Annotated in this window: 13 protein-coding genes and 2 pseudogenes; 7 read left to right on the forward strand and 8 right to left on the reverse strand. The window is 59.1% G+C overall.

Features of this window, described 5'->3' with window-relative positions:
* The first annotated feature begins 281 nt into the window (after positions 1-281).
* Positions 282-1,773, forward strand: a pseudogene (gene putP, locus ACFOZ5_RS06415) (sodium/proline symporter PutP).
* Positions 1,774-1,936: 163 nt separating this feature from the next.
* On the opposite strand, the gene acnB reads toward putP, so the two are convergent.
* Positions 1,937-4,531: a bifunctional aconitate hydratase 2/2-methylisocitrate dehydratase gene (acnB, locus tag ACFOZ5_RS06420; protein WP_379886196.1), complete on the reverse strand. Its 2,595-nt coding sequence runs from the start codon at positions 4,529-4,531 to the stop codon at positions 1,937-1,939.
* 195 nt (positions 4,532-4,726) lie between these two features.
* Here acnB and miaE (ACFOZ5_RS06425) point away from each other — a divergent pair, with 195 nt between their 5' ends.
* Positions 4,727-5,344 (forward strand): tRNA-(ms[2]io[6]A)-hydroxylase, encoded by a 618-nt coding sequence (gene miaE / locus ACFOZ5_RS06425; protein WP_379886197.1) that lies wholly within the window; start codon positions 4,727-4,729, stop codon positions 5,342-5,344.
* Between the two features lie 82 nt (positions 5,345-5,426).
* On the opposite strand, the gene ACFOZ5_RS06430 is transcribed toward miaE (ACFOZ5_RS06425), so the two are convergent.
* Entirely contained in the window at positions 5,427-8,405 is a 2,979-nt protein-coding gene (locus ACFOZ5_RS06430; RefSeq protein WP_379886198.1) for a hypothetical protein, read from the reverse strand.
* 193 nt (positions 8,406-8,598) lie between these two features.
* On the reverse strand, positions 8,599-9,012 hold the full coding sequence (locus ACFOZ5_RS06435; protein ID WP_379886199.1) for a LysR substrate-binding domain-containing protein: 414 nt from the start codon (positions 9,010-9,012) through the stop codon (positions 8,599-8,601).
* Between the two features lie 32 nt (positions 9,013-9,044).
* Between ACFOZ5_RS06435 and miaE (ACFOZ5_RS06440) the strand changes: the two are divergent.
* Positions 9,045-9,347: pseudogene (gene miaE, locus ACFOZ5_RS06440) on the forward strand (tRNA isopentenyl-2-thiomethyl-A-37 hydroxylase MiaE); the annotation flags it as partial.
* Between the two features lie 66 nt (positions 9,348-9,413).
* The gene (locus ACFOZ5_RS06445; RefSeq protein WP_379886200.1) at positions 9,414-10,529 is read left to right on the forward strand and encodes a GGDEF domain-containing protein; all 1,116 of its coding nucleotides are present in this window, start codon (positions 9,414-9,416) and stop codon (positions 10,527-10,529) included.
* A 22-nt stretch (positions 10,530-10,551) separates the two neighbouring features.
* Here the strand turns inward: ACFOZ5_RS06445 and ACFOZ5_RS06450 are convergent, their stop codons facing one another.
* Entirely contained in the window at positions 10,552-11,436 is an 885-nt protein-coding gene (locus ACFOZ5_RS06450) for a LysR family transcriptional regulator (protein WP_379886201.1), read from the reverse strand.
* 129 nt (positions 11,437-11,565) lie between these two features.
* Between ACFOZ5_RS06450 and ACFOZ5_RS06455 the strand changes: the two genes are divergently transcribed.
* The 3 genes from ACFOZ5_RS06455 to ACFOZ5_RS06465 all read left to right on the forward strand — a co-directional run bounded on the left by ACFOZ5_RS06455 (position 11,566) and on the right by ACFOZ5_RS06465 (position 13,627).
* Positions 11,566-12,336, forward strand: coding sequence for a ferredoxin--NADP reductase (locus ACFOZ5_RS06455; RefSeq protein ID WP_379886202.1), 771 nt, complete (start codon positions 11,566-11,568; stop codon positions 12,334-12,336).
* Between the two features lie 183 nt (positions 12,337-12,519).
* Positions 12,520-12,795: a hypothetical protein gene (locus ACFOZ5_RS06460; protein WP_379886203.1), complete on the forward strand. Its 276-nt coding sequence runs from the start codon at positions 12,520-12,522 to the stop codon at positions 12,793-12,795.
* A gap of 4 nt (positions 12,796-12,799) precedes the next feature.
* Positions 12,800-13,627: a hypothetical protein gene (locus ACFOZ5_RS06465; protein ID WP_379886204.1), complete on the forward strand. Its 828-nt coding sequence runs from the start codon at positions 12,800-12,802 to the stop codon at positions 13,625-13,627.
* A 12-nt stretch (positions 13,628-13,639) separates the two neighbouring features.
* On the opposite strand, the gene ACFOZ5_RS06470 is transcribed toward ACFOZ5_RS06465, so the two are convergent.
* Genes ACFOZ5_RS06470 through ACFOZ5_RS06485 form a run of 4 tightly spaced genes read right to left on the reverse strand, consistent with a single transcriptional unit; the run spans position 13,640 to position 18,562 of the window.
* Positions 13,640-15,439 (reverse strand): glycerophosphodiester phosphodiesterase, encoded by a 1,800-nt coding sequence (locus ACFOZ5_RS06470; RefSeq protein WP_379886205.1) that lies wholly within the window; start codon positions 15,437-15,439, stop codon positions 13,640-13,642.
* Positions 15,436-17,295 (reverse strand): LTA synthase family protein, encoded by a 1,860-nt coding sequence (locus ACFOZ5_RS06475; protein WP_379886206.1) that lies wholly within the window; start codon positions 17,293-17,295, stop codon positions 15,436-15,438. Before ACFOZ5_RS06475 ends, ACFOZ5_RS06470 begins: the two co-directional genes overlap by 4 nt.
* Before the next feature lie 32 nt (positions 17,296-17,327).
* Positions 17,328-18,056, reverse strand: a complete 729-nt coding sequence (gene lpxH, locus ACFOZ5_RS06480) for a UDP-2,3-diacylglucosamine diphosphatase (protein ID WP_379886208.1) — start codon at positions 18,054-18,056, stop codon at positions 17,328-17,330.
* Positions 18,053-18,562, reverse strand: coding sequence for a peptidylprolyl isomerase (locus ACFOZ5_RS06485; RefSeq protein WP_379886209.1), 510 nt, complete (start codon positions 18,560-18,562; stop codon positions 18,053-18,055). Before ACFOZ5_RS06485 ends, lpxH begins: the two co-directional genes overlap by 4 nt.
* Between the last annotated feature and the right edge of the window lie 81 nt (positions 18,563-18,643).

Here is an 18,643-nt window from a genome sequence, read left to right on the forward strand (position 1 = left end):
GGTATCTGTCCGATCAGAACCTGCGAGCCTCAAAGAAGTGGCACTTTTCGCTGGCCATCTATACTGGATGGTATTGGTTGCGCCGGTGGCGGCTTTCGCAATCCGATGGACGGATGCCCCGGCGCGCCAGATTACGACGAACAGGAACGACAAGAACGCAAATGGAATTGGTGCACCATCAACATAATAACTAGAAGGTATGACTTGCCTGTCCGGCTAACGGGCGCGCGGTTTGCCTGACGGTCGCTTGGCCGACCGAGTCGATAAACTGGAGGAACTGCATGGCTACGGGTGTTTGGATAAGTCTGTTTCTTTATTTCGGGGTGATGATTGTCATCGGTTTGTACGCGATGCGTACGTCGACGTCTTCGTCGGAAGACTACATGCTAGGGGGGGCGGTCACTGAGTCCAAAGGTTGCTGCATTGTCGGCGGGGGCGTCAGACATGAGTGGCTGGCTGCTCCTGGGGCTTCCGGGTGCCTTGTTTGTGTCTGGCCTGGCTGATGCCTGGATTGGTATTGGTCTGTTTGTGGGCGCATTCCTGAACTGGGTCTTTGTTGCGCCTCGCCTGCGTGAACAAACGGTTCATTACGGCAATGCGATTACCATTCCGGCTTTCCTGGCCAACCGGTTCCCTACGCAGGCGTTGTCGCTGCGAACCGTGTCAGCCGTCGTTATCGTCATCTTCTTTGCGGTCTATACGGCGTCCGGCCTGGTGGCTGGTGGCAAGCTGTTTGAAAGCGCATTTGCCGAAATCATCGATGTCAGTGGTATGAGTGACTATGCCGTGGGTATTGTGATTACCCTGGGCGTAGTGCTGGCCTATACGGTTGTGGGCGGTTTTCTGGCCGTAAGCATGACGGACTTTGTTCAGGGCTGCATCATGATGGTTGCGCTGGTCATCATGCCGGCCGTGGTGCTGTTTGGCGAAGGCGGCGGTGGCTTTGCTCAAGCCTCGCAGACGCTTAATGAAGTTGATCCCACGCTCTTGTCATGGACCGAAGGGCTGACCATCGTAGGCTGGCTGTCCGCCGTTACCTGGGGGCTTGGCTATTTCGGGCAGCCGCACATCATCGTCCGCTTTATGGCGATTCGTACCCTGAAGGATGTTCCAATTGCCCGGAATATCGGTATGACCTGGATGGGGATTTCGCTGATTGGCGCCATTTCGCTGGGCATTTTTGGTCGCGCCTATGCGGTGCGTAACGGGCTGGATGTTGCCGACCCGGAAACGATTTTCATCATTCTGTCCGAACTGCTGTTCCACCCGCTGATCACCGGCTTTCTCTATGCGGCCTTGTTGGCTGCGGTGATGAGCACCATATCCAGTCAGCTTCTGGTGTCCTCGTCTTCTTTGACAGAAGATTTCTATCGCCTGTTCCTGCGCAAGGAAGCCACTGACCGTGAATGCGTCAACGTGGGGCGGGCCTGCGTCGTAGCGGTTGGTCTGGTGGCAGCCTTGATTGCATCGGATCCGAATTCCATGGTTCTGCAGCTGGTCAGTAATGCCTGGGCCGGCTTCGGTGCAGCCTTTGGCCCGTTGATTATCCTGTCGCTGATGTGGCGCCGTACCAATGGTGCTGGTGCCATCGCCGGCATGGTCATTGGCGCGGGCACCGTTCTGGTGTGGATCTCATTGGGATGGAACGCGGAATTCATGGGTGGCCCGGGTGTTTACGAGATCATTCCTGGCTTTATTGCTGCCTTGATTGCGATCGTGGTTGTGAGCCTTGCCACGTCTGATGCCGGGGAGTACCAGCATATCGAACGCTGATACGACGGCGCACAAGACGTAAAGTTGTGAAAGGGCCCTTCCGGGCCCTTTTTTATAGGCCGGTCAGTGCGTGTCAGGGAAATTACAATCTGACATAAAAAAACGCCAGCCCGAAGGCTGGCGTTTTGTCTTTCCGTCGCCCCGGTATTCCGGGGCGTCAGGTTCAGGCCACTTCCGCGGACTTCGCCTTATCGGAGTACTCTTCCATCTGATCAAAGTTCATGTAGCGGTAGATTTCCGCTGACATGCTGTTCAGATCCTTGGCGTACTCCATATACTCCGCCGGGCTCGGCAGCTTGCCCAGTACCGCGCCGACTGCCGCCAGCTCCGCTGACGTCAGGTACACGTTGGCACCATCACCCAGACGGTTGGGGAAGTTACGGGTGGAGGTGGACAGCACTGTGGATTTGGCGTTCACCCGGGCCTGGTTACCCATGCACAGGGAGCAGCCCGGCATCTCGGTGCGCACACCGGCGGTGCCGTAGGTGTTGAAGTAGCCTTCCTCCATCAGCTGCGCCTGATCCATCTTGGTGGGCGGAGACATCCACAGGCGGGTCTTCAGGGGTTCCTTGTTCATCTCCAGCAACTTGCCGGCGGCGCGGAAGTGACCAATGTTGGTCATGCAGGAACCGATGAACACCTCATCCACCTTGTCGCCGGCCACTTCAGACAGGAATTTGGCATCGTCCGGGTCGTTCGGGCAGCAGACGATGGGCTCCTTGATGTCGGCCAGGTCGATTTCCACCACGTGGGCATACTCTGCGTCCTTGTCGGCACGCATCAGCTTGGGATCGGCAATCCACTCTTCCATCTGTTTGGCGCGACGCTCCAGTGTACGCGGGTCGCCATAGCCTTCAGCAATCATCCAGCGCAGCATGGTGATGTTGGAGCGCAGGTACTCGGCCACGGACTCTTCAGACAGGTTGATGGTACAACCGGCTGCAGAGCGCTCGGCGGAGGCGTCGGACAGTTCGAAGGCCTGCTCCACCGTCAGGTGCTCAAGGCCTTCAATTTCCAGGATGCGACCGGAGAATTCGTTGATCTTGCCCTTCTTCTCAACGGTCAGCATGCCCTGCTTGATGCCGTACAGCGGGATGGCGTGGACCAGATCACGCAGGGTGATGCCCGGCTGCATTTCGCCCTTGAAGCGAACCAGAACCGATTCCGGCATATCCAGCGGCATGACGCCGGTAGCTGCAGCAAACGCCACCAGACCGGAGCCGGCCGGGAAGGAGATGCCCATCGGGAAGCGGGTGTGGGAGTCACCACCGGTGCCCACGGTGTCCGGCAGCAGCATGCGGTTCAGCCAGGAGTGGATGATACCGTCACCCGGACGCAGGGAAACGCCGCCACGGTTACGGATAAAGTCGGGCAGGGTGTGCTGCATTTCCACGTCGATCGGCTTCGGATAGGCAGCGGTGTGACAGAAAGACTGCATCACCAGGTCCGCCTGGAAGCCCAGGCACGCCAGGTCTTTCAGCTCGTCCCGGGTCATCGGGCCGGTAGTGTCCTGGGAGCCGACGGTGGTCATGTGGGGCTCGCAGTAGGTGCCCGGGCGAACGCCCTGGCCTTCTTCCAGACCACAGGCCTTGCCGACCATCTTCTGGCCCAGGGTGAAGCCCTTGGTGCCTTCTTCCGGATCACTGGGCAGACGGAAGATGTCGGTGGGGCCCAGGCCCAGGGCTGCACGAGCCTTGGTGGTCAGGCCACGGCCAATGATCAGCGGGATACGGCCGCCAGCCTGCACTTCGTCCAGGATGACGTCGGACTTGAAACCGAACTCGGAGATGGTCTCGCCAGCTTCGTTCAGGATCTTGCCGTCATAGGGGCGGATCTCGATCACGTCGCCCATGTTCAGGTCATCAACCGGTGCTTCGAATACCAGGGCGCCTGCGTCTTCCATGGTGTTGAAGAAGATGGGGGCAACCTTGTTACCGATACACACACCGCCGGCGCGCTTGTTGGGAACGCCCGGGATATCGTCACCGAAGAACCACAGTACCGAGTTGGTGGCAGATTTCCGTGAGGAGCCGGTACCTACCACGTCGCCCACGAAGGCGACCGGCAGGCCCTTGCTCTTGATCTCGTCGATCTGCTGCATGGGGCCGGTAACGCCGGGCTCGTCCGGCTTCAGGCCATCGCGCTCCATTTTATAGGCAGCACGGGCGTGCAGGGGGATGTCCGGGCGGGACCAGGCATCCGGAGCCGGGGACAGGTCGTCGGTATTGGTTTCACCGGTGACCTTGAACACCACCATCTTGGTGCTTTCCGGGACCTTCTTCTTGCCGGTGAACCACTCGGCATTGGCCCAGGATTCAACCACGTCCCTGGCAATGGCATTGCCGGCATCCATCTTTTCCTTCACATCGTTGAAGGCGTCGAACATCAGCAGGGTTTTCTTCAGTTTCTCACCGGCCAGCTTGGCCAGCTCATCATTGTCCAGCAGTTCAACCAGGGTGGCGATGTTGTAGCCGCCCTGCATCATGCCCAGCAGCTCAACGGCTTTCTCTTTGTTCAGCAGCGGGCTGGTGGCCTCGCCCTTGGCAATGGCAGACAGGAAGCCGGCCTTGACGTAAGCGGCCTCGTCAACGCCCGGCGGGATGCGGTTTTCCAGCAGGTAGACCAGGAACTCTTCCTCGCCCTTGGGCGGGTTCTTCAGCAGCTCCACCAATTCGGCGGTCTGCTCGGCGTTCAAAGGCTTGGGGGGGATGCCCAGAGCTTCGCGCTCGGCAACGTGTTCACGGTATGCTTCTAACACGGTATAGACCCTCATCAGTTGGGGAAACCCGCGCGGGCCTCGTGAGCTGGCGGGCGTTGTTGTGTGGAAAAGGCCACGAATTGGCGCTGCATTCTATAGGATTCAGGCATTAAAGTTAAGTTGGCTTATGGTCGGAGACTGAACACATCCTGAGGTATACTCCCGCGCAAATTGAACTCTCAGCCGGATACCGTCATGCCTGAAACCAGCGCCGCCCTTGCCGAAATACAGCATTTTCTTCCCTGCCCGACGCCCCGGGCGTGGATCGACAATGCCCTGGCGAATCAGGACCTGATGCTGATTGACCACGCCCATTGTGAGAAAAAGGCTGCGTCTACAGCGCTCAGTCTGATGTATCGCTACATGGACAATCACGACTTGCTCAACAAGATGTCTCGCCTGGCCCGGGAGGAGTTGCGGCACTTCGAGCAGGTGCTGGCGATCATGAAGAAGCGGGGTGTCACCTACTGTCACCTGTCACCAGCCCGCTATGCGGCCGGGTTGCGGAGGGAGGTCCGCAGTGATGATCCGGGTCGACTGGTGGATGTGCTGATCGTTGGGGCCATCATCGAGGCCCGTTCCTGCGAACGCTTTGCGGCTTTGGCGCCGCATCTGGACGATACCCTGGCGGATTTCTACAACAGCCTGCTGAAATCCAAAGCGCGGCATTACCAGGATTATCTGAAGCTGGCGGAACGGGCCAATGGTGGGCCGGTGGATGAGCGGGTGGGGAAGTTTCTTGCCATCGAGAAGGAATTAATTGAGGCGCCGGATGAAGAGTTCCGTTTTCACAGTGGGCCGGTAACCCATTGACCAGATCACGTATTGGTCAGTGGTTCCGGAAGCGCACACAGACCGGGTTCGGCCCGGCCTGTGCGTTTCTCAACGATCAGCGTTACTGACGGAAAATCACCAGACCTCCTCCGCCGTCAGCCACATAAACCCGGCCGTTGGCGATGGCGGTTCCCGTCGCTTCGCCAACAGTGTGCTGGTGTTCCATCAGCACGGGACTGGCAGGGTTACTCCAGTCCAGTTTGGCCACGCCGGCTTCCCCGTAGGCGACGTAGAATAGAAGACGTGGTTCGTCAAGGGTGTATGAGTTGCCATTGCCGTCGCTCAACAATGTGTCGGCCGGGAAGTACTGCAGTGTCATGTAGAGCGCTTCGGGGTCCGAGTCTTCCAGGCCAGGCTCCGCAGAGAGTCGATATTGGGCGACGGCTTCGGGCCGGTAATCATAGCCGCCGCTACCCATGGTCCAGATCTTGGTCGGATCGACGCCTTCGGGCAGGGGTTCGAGCAGGTCATCAATGTGGTACGCGAGCAGACCGAAACCACCGTAGCTGAAGTACGCATGGTCGCCAACGACGTCCACATCAATGCTTCGGCTATCGGCTTTACCAATATGCACGGTGCCGTCCAGCTCCTCTTCAATTTTGATGGGCTGGAAAATCTTGATCAGTTCCATGCCGGGGGTTGTCCCATCCACCAACAGGCCGCTCATATCGACCACTGCAATGCCAGAGTGGCCGGCCGCGACGAAAGCATAGATCTTTCCGTTGTCCGGATGAGTCCAGAGTTCGACGCCAGAGGCCCGGCCGAGTCCGGGGTTGCCGGTTGATGATCCCAGATTCGCAACCACGTGGGCTCCACTGCCGTCAGCCGGGTTCTTGGTCATATCGTAAACGGTTAAACCGTTGCTCCCGTCAGCCACCACCGCATAGTCGCCGTGGAAGTCAACATCATAAGCATGGTCTTGTCGGCTGATTCCACCATAGGACCCGGAAGCCAGGTTATGTTCGTAGAAATCCGAGGGTTGGGGAGTAAGCAACAGTGGAAGGCCGGGCGTGCCCTGTCCATCTTCGGCCGCACTGATATCCACCCGTCGCAGGCCCAGGCTTTGTGACATGACGTAGCCCAGTTCGTTGTTTCCTGACAGGATCACATTGTAGGCGTGGGGGGTGGGGTAGATGGTCGTGCCATCAGGATTGTCTACGGCATACTCGTCCACGACGGTGTTGGCGACTACATGGGGTTCTTCAACTGGCATACCACTGGAATCGGCAATCTGCCAGACACTCATACCGTGGGGGCCGTCTGCGAGGTAAAGGTATTGCCCCGAGGCAGCCAATCCCTGGGTGTGCCCGACAGCCAGCGGTGCCGTGGGCATTCCGTCTGCGGCGGCATAGGTTTCTTCGGTGCTGGCGAAGTATGCAGGAACACTGAATTTGCTGCTCATGTCGGTACCGGCGATGGTCAGGTCGCCGAGGTCCATGAAGTTCAGGCCACCTGCGCCAGTAGCCTGGACAACATCGACAGCTCCGGTGGTGTCGCTGACAACGGGCATCAGGAACAGCGCGTTACCGTGACCGCTGACCTCACCGGTAACGAGCAGGCTTGGAGCCTGGTACATCCAGATTGGCAGTGATTCATTGTCATCCGGGTCCCAGGCGCCCATGTCATATGACGTGATGAATTCGTAGTCGGGCCAGTGCAGTCTTTCCGGGAAGAGGTCGTTGTCATAGGGCGCCCCCGATTGCTGCCATTGAGTTTCAGGCGCGTCAGCGCTCTCAAGTACCACAAGTCCTGCGAAGTGGTCAGCATACAGCACCCGATTGTTTGCTGTGTCCACCTCGACATCAACAACGCCTGCCTCTTTGAGCATGCCGACGCCAAAGTAGGGGAACAGACTCTGTGACTGCTCGCCGGTTGGTTCGTCGGGGCCATGGGCTGGTACCGCCGGGGCGTAGCCCTGATAGGTGATGTTTGCCAGATCTGTGGCATCGACCGCTACCAGTCCGGCCAGTCCGTATGCCATGTACACCAGGGTCCGGTCGCCACCCCCGGGGCTATAGGTTTCTACATCCAGCTTGTTGGCTTTGTAATAGTATTTTCCGTAACGGTCGAAGTCGGCCCAGGGGGTGGGTGCGTCCACGTCACCATGCCACACATCCTGGATTTCGAATGAGGCCTGGTTGTAATTGGGCATACCGGTATCCGGATCGATATGCGTTGCCGGGTCGACAACCTCGGTTGTGACATCCATTCCCAGGAACCAGTCTTCAGTGACACTGGTGTCTGTGTAAAGGTTGTAATAACCCACCCGGTCCAGGGTGACCGGATCATAGACGCCAAGCCCCAGGAACCCGATTGCAGCGTAGAGGTAACCATCATGGAGCTGAAGGTCGGCGGGGGCACCCCAGGGATGCTCACCGGAGTACTGGAGGGTATAGACCTCTGCTGTTGGGTCAATCTGAAGGCTGCCGTCTTCTTCCAGGAGTGGGGAGGTGGTGACGATGTTGGCAAGAGGCACGCGATGGATGCCGTAGCTTTCATTGGCGATCCACAAATCCGTGCCATCGGTTTCAAGTGACTTGATGAAACCATGGCCTTCGATAATGACATCGGTTACCAGGTCACCGCCGCCTTCTGCGTAGGTGATGCCATCCTGGTAGTAATTGACCGGGGTTGTGTGCAGGACCTCCATTGCGGAAGGGTCAGTGATATCGACAACGGCAATCCCGGATTCGCGCACCGCAGCCAGTGCATAGGTTCTGCCATTGTAGGGGATCACGAGGATGTCCTGGATAAAGTTTTCCAGCGCAATCTCATGAACGGTCCCGGCCGTTGTCTGAACAGGCGTTATAGCGAGCCGGTTGGCCATGTTGTAGACCGCCCAGTCGGTTCCCCCTATGTCGGCCCTGGCGGCGGCGGTGGTAGCGCCACCAATCTGATTGGCCTGTTCGGTAAGGAATGCTTCAATGATAGGCTGAGGCGTGCCCGCTGAGCTGCTGCTGTCACTGCACCCGGTCAGTGCTGCGGCGATGCCCGCCGCCAAAATTGCAGGTATGGCAGACCGATTGATTCGATGATCCATGATTCAGTTCCCCTTGGCTCACATTTGCCAGATTGGCGAGACTTAATGATATGAAGTGCCTGGGGCATGGACTTCTGGGCGTTTGCTCAAAAAATACCCAAACCCATCATCACTATAGATCCTTTGTTCCGGTTTGCACCTTGATGTGGCTCAACGTTGCAGAATGAACGCATCAAAAGAGAGCGCCAGAGCACTAAAGATTCCTGCAAAGCTCCATCCATCGATCAATACCGGCACTTTTGTACTTCTGCTTGTGCAGGATGAAGTAGAACTGCCGATCAAAACGACGGTGGGCCGCGGCCTGCAATGGCACGAGCGAACCTCTCTGGAAAGCATCCTCAAGGCAGACCTTTGACAGGCACCCAATACCCAGATTGGCTTCAACGGCGCGCTTGATGGCTTCGGTGTGTTCCAGGTCCAGCAGAATATTCAGGTCCGGAAGCAGGCCGTGCATGCCGCGCTCGAAGGTCTGGCGGGTGCCCGAGCCGGGTTCGCGGGCGACCCAGGTGGCCGACTTCAGGTCGTCGTCGGTCAGGCCCTGTTTGTTGGCGAGCGGGTGCTTCGGGGAGCAGAAAATCACCAGTTCGTCATTGCGCCAGGGGATCACTTCAAGCTCCGGCGCCTACAGCTCCCCCTTGACGGAGGGAGGTCCGCAGTGATGATCCGGGTCGACTGGTGGATGTGCTGATCGTTGGGGCCATCATCGAGGCCCGTTCCTGCGAACGCTTTGCGGCTTTGGCGCCGCATCTGGACGATACCCTGGCGGATTTCTACAACAGCCTGCTGAAATCCAAAGCGCGGCATTACCAGGATTATCTGAAGCTGGCGGAGCGGGCCAATGGTGGGCCGGTGGTCGCGCGCATCAGTGAATTTCTCTCAGCAGAGCAAGGCCTGATCGAAGCTCCCGACACGGAATTCCGTTTCCACAGCGGCCCCCTATGATCTATGGTGTAGCTGCAGGCCTGGCCGGTTCGCCGGGCCACGCAGAGGGCAGCCTGGAGACTATGCATGCTGAACGTTCTGCGGCGCCTCTGGGGGCAGGGGGCCGGTAACCAGACCGCTACTATAAGACGTCAGATAGAGCTGGCTAACCAGGTGGCGCTGTTCGGCGCGATTGCCACCATTCCTTACCAGTTTTTCTACGCCATTGCCGATTTCAGTCTTTATCTTTCGGTATTTCTGGCGAATATGATTTGTATTACGGGTTATATCGTCGTTGTTCTGTTCAACCGTATGGGCAGATATTGGCTGGCCAGCGTTTTGTTACTGGTAAATGCGACTCTGCAGATCTTTGTAGTCACTTCCGAGATCAGCACCAGCGCTGGCGTCCATTTTTTCTATTTCACCATGGCATCGGTTGCGGTGTTCCTGTTCCATCGGGCTCGTCTGTCGATATACATCGGGCTGATGGTGCTGCTGATGTTTCTGTTTCTGGTTACCTATTTTCTGTTCCCGGCAGGGAGCACGCCTGCCCCCGTGCCAGCTCCCTGGATTCACATTATGTTTGGTGTCTCCGTTGTGGCCAGTATGGCGCTATCAGCAGTCGTGTTGTTTCTGTTCCGCCACAGTATCGATCAGACCCAGCATGAGCTTCTGCTGACCAATCAGCGCCTTGAGCGGCTCAGCGGTACCGATCAGCTCACTGGTCTGGCCAACCGACGGGAACTTGATGACGTTCTGGAAGTTGCCTGGACCAACGTCGCCCGCTATCGGATGCCTCTTACCGTATTGATGTGCGATGTCGACTATTTCAAACGGTTCAACGATCGTTTCGGTCATGCCGACGGTGACCGTTGCCTCAAGCAGGTGGCTGACGCACTGCAGCAGGTCTGTGGGCGCCCCGGAGACGTGGTCGCCCGCTATGGAGGCGAGGAGTTTGTTATCGTCCTTCCTGGCACCGACAGGGCGGGCGCCGTCACAATAGGAGAGCAGGCGAGAAAAGCGGTGGAAGCCCTGCGGATTGCTCACCCGGATTCCCCCGCCGGGGTCATTACGCTCAGCCTCGGCAGTGCAACCTCAGACCGGGGCCATAATACCGTTACTGAGCTGCTGGATGCAGCCGACCGTGCGCTATATCGGGCAAAGGAGGCAGGTCGCAACGCTGTGGTTTTTGCGTCCGCCTGAGGCATCAGAAGCTCCGGCTTTCTCAGGGCAGATCACGGCAAAGCTCCATCCACCGATCGATCCCCGCGCTTCGATACTTCTGCTTGTGCAGGATAAAGTAGAACTGCCGGTCAAAGCGCCGATGGGCAGCGGCCCTCAGTGGCACCAGTGAGCCCCGGTTGAAGGCATCCTGCAGGCAGACCCGGGACAGGCAGCCGATGCCCAGGTTGGCCTCCACCGCCCGCTTGATGGCCTCGGTGTGTTCCAGTTCCAGCAGGATATTCAGGTCCGGCAGCAGTCCGTGCATGCCCCTTTCGAAGGTCTGGCGGGTGCCGGAACCGGGTTCACGGGCTATCCAGGTGGCTGATTTCAGGTCCTCGTCGGTGAGCCCCTGCTTGTTCGCCAGCGGATGTTGCGGTGAACAGAAAATGATCAGCTCATCATGGCGCCAGGGAATGACTTCCAGCTCCGGTGCCTGCAGTTCCCCCTCGATGAGCCCGATATCCAGCTCGAAGTCCGATACACGGCGGGCGATTGTGCTGGTGTTGGCCACCTCCAGCGACACCCGGGGCCGGGATGCAGACTCCATGTACTGTGCCATTACGCCCACTGCCAGATAGTTGCCGATGGTCAGGGTGGCGCCCACCTTCAGAGCGCCCGCTTCTGTGTGCTTGCTGAACGCCTGCTCCAGCTCGTTGGCCTGGGCCAGCAGGCTCTCTACCTTGGGCCTGTAGAGCCGGCCCAGCTCGTTGAGCTGCAGACGCTTGCCGACCCGGTCGAACAACTGGATGTCGAACTGGTTCTCCAGCTCCTTCAGGGCACTGCTGGCGGCGGACTGCGACATGGCCAGTGACTCCGCCGCCCGGGTAATGTTCTGGTAGTGGGAGGCGGCCAGGAAAACCTCAAGTTGGCGGAAACTGTACTTCATAATCGGTTTTCTCGAATAACGTTATGAAAATATCCCATTTCATCGATAGGTTACCCGTCAGGTACCATACAAACAATCGCATTTACCATGTTTTGAAAGAAACCCAGAGATTCAGGCGGATTGACTACTATGAGCAAGATGAACGTAGAGACCGTTACCAGCGTCAAGCACTGGAACGACACCCTGTTCAGCTTTACCACCAGTCGTGATCCGGGCTTCCGGTTCAAGAACGGTCATTTCACCATGATCGGCCTTGAGACGGATGGCAAGCCCCTGATGCGGGCCTACAGCATTGCCAGCGCCAATTACGAGGAGGAACTGGAGTTCTTTTCCATCAAGGTGCCTGATGGCCCGCTGACCTCACGCCTGCAGAAGATTGAGGTGGGTGACGAGATTCTGGTCAGCCGCAAGCCTACCGGTACCCTGATTCTGGACAACCTGCTGCCAGGCAAGAACCTCTGGCTGATCAGCACCGGCACCGGTCTGGCGCCGTTCATGAGCATCATCAAGGACCCGGAAGTGTACGAGGCGTTCGACAAGGTCATCGTTACCCACGGTGTCCGCTATGCGTCCGAACTGGCGTACCAGGAGGAGATCGAAGGCCTGCCGAAGAACGAGTATTTCGGCGAGATGGTGGACGGCAAGTTGCTGTACTACCCGACGGTAACCCGTGAGGCGTTCCGTAATCAGGGTCGCCTGACCGACGCTATGCAGACCGGCAAACTGACCAGGGATCTCGGCCTGCAGGATTTTGATCTGGAGAACGACCGCTTCATGGTCTGTGGCAGCCCCAGCATGCTCAAGGACACCTGCCGCATCCTGGATGACATGGGCTTCAGGGAAGCCCGCCAGGGTGACCTCGGGCATTACGTCATCGAGCGTGCCTTTGTAGAGCAGTAAGACATCAAGACCCTTCGACTTGAACCCCGGCCCCGTCCGGGGTTTTTTTGGGCGGCCTGACCACCCGTTCAGAAAGGATGCAATGCCCGGTAACACCCGGCGAACGTGTTCCACCGTCTCCTGATTTTGCTACACTCCAGATTAAGGAAGTTCCATGATATTCATTCTGACAGGGAGTCAACGATGCCAGGCGTCATCCCGCGTGACCGTTACCTGCTTATCATCGGAGCCATGAAGTGTGGGACGTCTTCCCTCTATGACTACCTCTGCGGCCATCCTGACCTCTGCCCGGCCCTGACCAAGGAACCCGAGTATTTCTCCTCTCATCAACGCCATGGTGTGAATGTAGGCCGTTATGAGCAGTTATGGACGTTTGATAGCCGGTTCCATCAGTACGCCATGGAGGCCTCTACGGGCTACGCCAAATTTCCGGTGGCTACGGATCCGCATGAGGGGTAATCGTTTGCGAACATACCTGATGGTCTTCCTTTACCTTGCCGTCATTAGCCTGGCGCAGGGCTGCGTTGCTATGCAGTCAGACCCGCCGCCAACGCTGGTGATAACCGACAGCCAGCTGGAGTGGGTCGGCCGCCAGGTGTTCCGCAATGAGTGCGACTTACGCCCGTCCTGTCTGGTTCACTGGAACCGGGGGGAGCCTTTCCCCTCTCTCGGTATCGGCCATTTCATCTGGTATCCGGTAGGTGGCGGCGGCCCATTTGTGGAGAGTTTTCCATCGCTGGTGGCCTATATGGGGGCACAGGACGTGGATGTGCCCCAGTGGCTGCTCCGGCAGGCGCCGGAGGGGGCGCCCTGGCCAGATCGTGAGGCTTTCCTGCGGGCGGAACAGGAGGACAGTCGAGTCGATCAGCTGCGTCAGCTGCTGTCGGCCACACCGGCCGTCCAGGCCGCCTTTCTGATGTCGAGAGCCAGGGATGCCATGACTGACGTCGTGGCTGCTTCGGACAACCCCGGCCGCACCCGGGCAAAGATCAACGCGCTGACAATGACGCCCGGCGGAACCTACGCCCTGATCGACTATGTGAACTTCAAAGGGGAGGGGCTGGCCGAGTCCGAGCGTTATCGGGGTGTCGGCTGGGGGCTGTTGCAGGTGCTGGAGGCCATGCCCGAGAAGGAACTGGCCACCGTTACGGTACTTGAGCAGTTCAGGGAGGCAGCGGCGAAAGTACTCACCTCGCGGGCGGAGCTGGCCGAACGTCCCATTGAACGGGAACAGTGGTTGGCAGGCTGGTTGAAGCGTGTTGATACCTACCGGGAGCCCGATGACCAGTGAGTCCGGTCACGGTCATTTCAGCCAGCTGCGAAGCTTGACCGCCAGGCGTTCGGCGTCTGAAAGCTGTTTGCGTTCCGCCAGTATCCGGGCCAGCACGTCGGGCCTGTCGGTGATGATGCTGTCTACGCCCATATCGATGAACTTCGACATATCCTCGGGCTGGTTGACCGTCCAGACGTATAGCTCGTACCCAAGCTGTCGGGCACGGGCAACGGCTCCCGGGGTAATGCGGTTGTAGCGCAGGCCGAGGATATCGAATTGCTCGTCACGCAGGGGGCCGATCACGAACTCGGCGAGCAGAGCCGTTCGCAGGCTGGGCTCCATGGCCCTGGCATCATTCAGAACGTGGCGTTCGGCTGCTGCGATGACGGTTCCCTCAAGGGCGTCTTCACGGCGAAGCACGCTGACGACTTCGCGGGCCAGGTCACGGCTTTTGTGATCCGGCTTGAGATCGAGGAACAGGTTGACCCGCCCCCTTGCCAGTTCAATCAGTTCCGTTAGCGTCAGGATCCGTTCGCCGGCAAAAACGGGTGAGAACCAGGCTCCCGCGTCCAGTGTCCGGATCTCGGCCCAGGAGAGTTCGGAAATACGTTCGGGGCGGCCATATACCCGTTGCAGGTCGGCGTCATGCCACAGTATCAGCGTGCCATCCGCGGTCATGCGAACGTCCACTTCAAGGAAGTCAGCGCCGTCAGTAATGGCCTGCTCCAGGGCACTGGCGGTGTTTTCCGGGGCAGCGAACGCGTTGCCCCGGTGGGCGGTGATGGACACCTTATCCTGAACGCCAAAGGCCCCCACGATCATCAGTGCCTGGGTAATGGCAACGGCCAGCAGTATGGTTTCTGCGAGCAAGGCCCTCACGCCGGTCGCTTTGGGCGGGGTCGGGGCGTGGTGATGGTGTGAGTGTCCACTGGTGGTCAGGTATACCCGGTAGATCAGCAGGCTGTACCCGGCCGACAGCACAAAGACCGTTACAACCATGGTGAGCAGATACAGGGCTATATAGGCCGTAATCGCCGGGGTCAGGGCCCTCGGGCTGTCTGGAAACAGGCTCAGATAGGGGGTGCCCATTAGCTGGAACGCGTAGGTGATCAGCAGTGGTAGCAGAAACAGCAGCCCCCCGAAAAGGCCGATGGGGACAATCAGCTGGCGTTTGCTGTCGTGGATGCGATGGCTGCTTTCCTCCAGCGCCCCCATGGCCGTTGTCTGTTCCAGGGTCGCGATGGGCTCCGCCAGGCTCCAGCGAAGGAACAGCCAGCCGTTGCAGACCACCATGCCCGCCAGGGCTGACACAGCAATACCAACGAACCACCACAGCTCGGCAGGGCGGGTTACCCGGATAAAATAGGCTTCGTAGTCGGACAACAGGCCCCACCATGCCAGCGCCAGTGTCAGCAGGAAGGGCATGGCCACAATCAGGTGCCCCAGAGCCTGTAGCAGGGCCAGCAATACCAGCCGACCGGATCGCCGGGCCACCAGCCAGAGGGCTGCCAGGGTCAGCCGGTACTCGCCGGCACGATCCACCGAGGAGGCAATCACCATCATTCCGGCCTGTTCCAGCGTGAAACTGGCCAGGATCGCGGTCAGGGTGACGACCATCCACACCAGGCCGCCAGCCGACAGCAGGAATGCCGCAATACCGCCGGTGCTGATCGCGCCCTGGCCGGTTACCGGCTCCAGGGTGGAGAACAGGGCGTTGACTGCCGGTCCCACCAGGGCCAGGGTGAGCCCGGTAAAGAACAGGTGGTACAGCAACAGGCTGCGCCGGTGCCTGCGCAGGATGCCGAGGGTGTCGATAAGCAGTCTCATCATTGGGCGTCGACGGATGGCCCTGCGGACAGTTTGGCGGATTCGCCGAAGAGATGCAGGCGTTGCTCAAGGGTCAGAAAGGGCTGCTGGTCTGAAGGCGACAGTGATCCAAAAAGGCGGCCGGGGGTGAATTGCCAGGTCTGACAACGAACAAGGCTTTCAGTGCAGGCCAGTAAGCTCCCCGACTCCCGAAGAAAAAATTTCATCCCGGTATAGGTATCGGCCAGCATCAGTTCCCTTTCTACATCATCGCCATGACTCAACAGGCTGCGTCCGGTCATGGGCCCGCCCGATTCGGCGGCACCGGTAGCGTCAAGAATCGTCAGGGGGATATCCAGTTGTGCCACGATGCGATCACGGTCTGCGTAATCCTCCAGGCGCCCGGGCCGGGGCGGCCGTACTGCCAGCACTCCGGTATTGCCATTGAGCGGAAAGAAGGCCTGGCCCTGGCGCACGAAACCGCCGGACTCATCTGAGGTGAGAATGACCAGCGTGTTGTCCAGCACTCCGGCATGCTCCATGTTACCCAGGAAACTGATCAGCTCCTCTTCCATCACCGACATGGCGTTGCGGCGGGCTTCCTGGGGGTCGGTTGGCAGTGGTGGGGCCTCGTTACTGTCTTCTGCCGTATCGCCAGCAATTCTGCCGCCGGTATTGAACGGGTGGTGTGTACCCACGTTCAGCAGGGTTACCAGCCACCTGGACTCGCTCTGGTCAAGTTCTTGCAGTCGTCGTGCCACGTCAGCAAAGTAGACCGGATCCGGCGGTCCCCAGCCCTCAGGCTCCTCGCCTCCCTTATCAAACGCGTCCGCACCGGTCACCCGGGTAAAGCCGGCCCGCGGCATGAACCGGTCCTTGCTCATGTATTCCAGGGGTGCAGCCTGCCAGTAGGCGGTGATGTATCCATGGGCACGCAACAGTTCGGGCATGCAGACCGGGAAGGCTTCGCCGTTGGCGACATCCTCCAGCTTTGTGGACAGGCGCTGGAAGTCCGGATACTGGCCGCAAAGGATGGCGAAGGTGCCACGATCCGTTTGCCGTTCCATGCTGAGCATGTTGCGATACAAACGGAAGCCCTTGTCGCTGAGGGTGGCTTCAAGCTCCGGCAGCGAAATGGCGGGTGTGAGGCCGTGATACTCGCTGATTGAGGGGAAGTACCCGGCCGACAGGCCTTCCACCATGATCAGCAGGACATTGGGAGGGTCGTCCACATCCGGTCGGGCCAGGTCCGCCTGGAAGTAGTCATCATCCTCGTCCGGGGTGGCGTTCTTTGCGACTTCCTTGCCGATCTGCGACCCGGCAGGCGCCAGGATTGCGCCCGGGACCTGTGCCAGCATGCTGGCCACCACATTGTTCCTGGAGGTCGTCAGGCTGTGAGACGCGGCCAGATAGACCAGGGTAGTGGCTATCACCAACAGTGCGGCAGAGGAGTTCTGGTGTGGCGGGATCGGGACCAGCCAGCGGTAGGCCCTGAGCAGCAGCCAGGCAAGGCCGATGTAGACCGGCAGGAGCAACAGGTGGGGGCTGATTACCGAGGAGGCCAGGAACACCGGGTCGGCACTCTTGGCCACCATGGACAGGCGAGGATAGGTGCCATGGGCCGCCAGGTGCATGGCTGCGGTCATCAGCAGGCCGCTGAGACCAATCAGCAGCACCCATCTGAGCAGGAAGGTGCGGGCAAGCGTCAGCAGGCCAGCCAGAATGGCGGCCCCCGCAAGATCACTCAGCAGCATGCGCCCGATCTCGGGAAGCACACCGCTGTGCAGGATAAGCGCTACACGAACCAGCAACAGCCAGGCAAACGCCAATGCCATAGTCTGGGCAAGCCGCCGATACTGGGCTGTCCTGTAAAGTGACATATCAGACTCCCCGTAGCGGAGGCGGCATCCATTTATTCCAGCGGCTGTTTTTTCAGTACCGGTTCTTCGCCAGCCGACACGTCCAGCCACCAGACGTTTTCGGCCCAGTCGCCCAGTACTATCCGCTTTGCCGGCTGGCCATTGGCTTCGAGTTCGTGTTCCGCCGGGCGGTGGGTGTGGCCATGAATCAGACGTTGCACCTGGTGCGCTTCCATTTCACTGACCACTTCCTCCGGCGTGACGTCCATGATGAACTCTTCCTTGCCCTGATTCTTCGCCATACTGATTTCCCGTAGCTGGCGGGCCACGGTCTGGCGGTCGGCCAGGGGGCGTTGCAGGAACATCTGTTGCCACTGCTGATTGCGCATGGTGGTACGGAACTTCTGGTACTCCACATCAGCCGTGCACAGGCTGTCGCCGTGCATCAGCAGGGTGGGGGTGCCATACAGATCCACCACTGTCGGATCTGGCAGCAGGGTGGCGCCGCAACGACTGCTGTAGTCCTCGCCGATGAGGAAATCCCGGTTGCCGTGCATCAGGTAGATGGCAGTGCCACTGTCGCTGACAGCGCGTAGTGCCTCGGCTACCTGGTTCTGCAGCGGTGTTTCCTCATCGTCTCCGATCCATGCTTCGAAGAAATCCCCCAGGATATAAAGCGCATCGATGCCCATGGCCTTGTCCTTCAGGAAGGCGAGGAAGGCATGGGTGATGTCAGGACGAGCTTCTTCCAGGTGGAGGTCCGAGATAAAACGGGTGGTCACACTTCTCCCCCGTCTTCGATCACCTCCGCTTTCTCGATGATCACATTCTCACTGGGGACGTCGTCGTGCATGCCCCGGCTTTCGGTGCGTACGGCGCGAATACGGTTGACCGTGTCCATACCGTCCACCACCTTGCCAAACACGCAGTAGCCCCAGCCGTCGGCATTCTTCGCGGTGTGATCCAGGAAGCCGTTGTTCTCGGCATTGATAAAGAACTGCGCGGTGGCGGAATGCGGGTCCATGGTACGGGCCATGGCCACAGTACCCTGCATGTTGCTCAGACCGTTATCCGCTTCGTTCTGGATCGGTTCACGGGTCTTGCGGGGCTGCATGTCCGGGGTAAAACCACCGCCCTGAACCATGAAGTTGGGAATCACGCGGTGGAAAATCAGGCCGTCGTAAAAGCCATCGCGAACGTACTGCTCGAAGTTCTTCGCGGTCTCCGGGGCCTTGTCGTGGTCCAGTTCCAGCGTAATATCGCCGTGTGTGGTTTTCAGCAGAATCATCGGGTTTTCCTGTGTGGGCTATTCGTCATCGATTTCAGAATATTGTACGCAAGAGTTGGCAGCCATGCATGAGTCCCGCCG

Origin of the sequence: Marinobacter lacisalsi, from assembly GCF_042651045.1 — a bacterium.
Classification (GTDB): Bacteria; Pseudomonadota; Gammaproteobacteria; order Pseudomonadales; family Oleiphilaceae; genus Marinobacter; species Marinobacter lacisalsi.

Excerpts from the sequence above, each read along its gene's own strand:
- ACFOZ5_RS06475 (WP_379886206.1), bottom strand. The coding sequence starts at position 17,295 with ATGTCACTTTACAGGACAGCCCAGTATCGGCGGCTTGCCCAGACTATG.
- ACFOZ5_RS06485 (WP_379886209.1), bottom strand. The coding sequence starts at position 18,562 with ATGATTCTGCTGAAAACCACACACGGCGATATTACGCTGGAACTGGAC.
- ACFOZ5_RS06450 (WP_379886201.1), bottom strand. The coding sequence starts at position 11,436 with ATGAAGTACAGTTTCCGCCAACTTGAGGTTTTCCTGGCCGCCTCCCAC.
- miaE (WP_379886197.1), top strand. The coding sequence starts at position 4,727 with ATGCCTGAAACCAGCGCCGCCCTTGCCGAAATACAGCATTTTCTTCCC.
- ACFOZ5_RS06430 (WP_379886198.1), bottom strand. The coding sequence starts at position 8,405 with ATGGATCATCGAATCAATCGGTCTGCCATACCTGCAATTTTGGCGGCG.
- ACFOZ5_RS06455 (WP_379886202.1), top strand. The coding sequence starts at position 11,566 with ATGAGCAAGATGAACGTAGAGACCGTTACCAGCGTCAAGCACTGGAAC.
- ACFOZ5_RS06445 (WP_379886200.1), top strand. The coding sequence starts at position 9,414 with ATGCTGAACGTTCTGCGGCGCCTCTGGGGGCAGGGGGCCGGTAACCAG.
- ACFOZ5_RS06460 (WP_379886203.1), top strand. The coding sequence starts at position 12,520 with ATGCCAGGCGTCATCCCGCGTGACCGTTACCTGCTTATCATCGGAGCC.
- ACFOZ5_RS06470 (WP_379886205.1), bottom strand. The coding sequence starts at position 15,439 with ATGATGAGACTGCTTATCGACACCCTCGGCATCCTGCGCAGGCACCGG.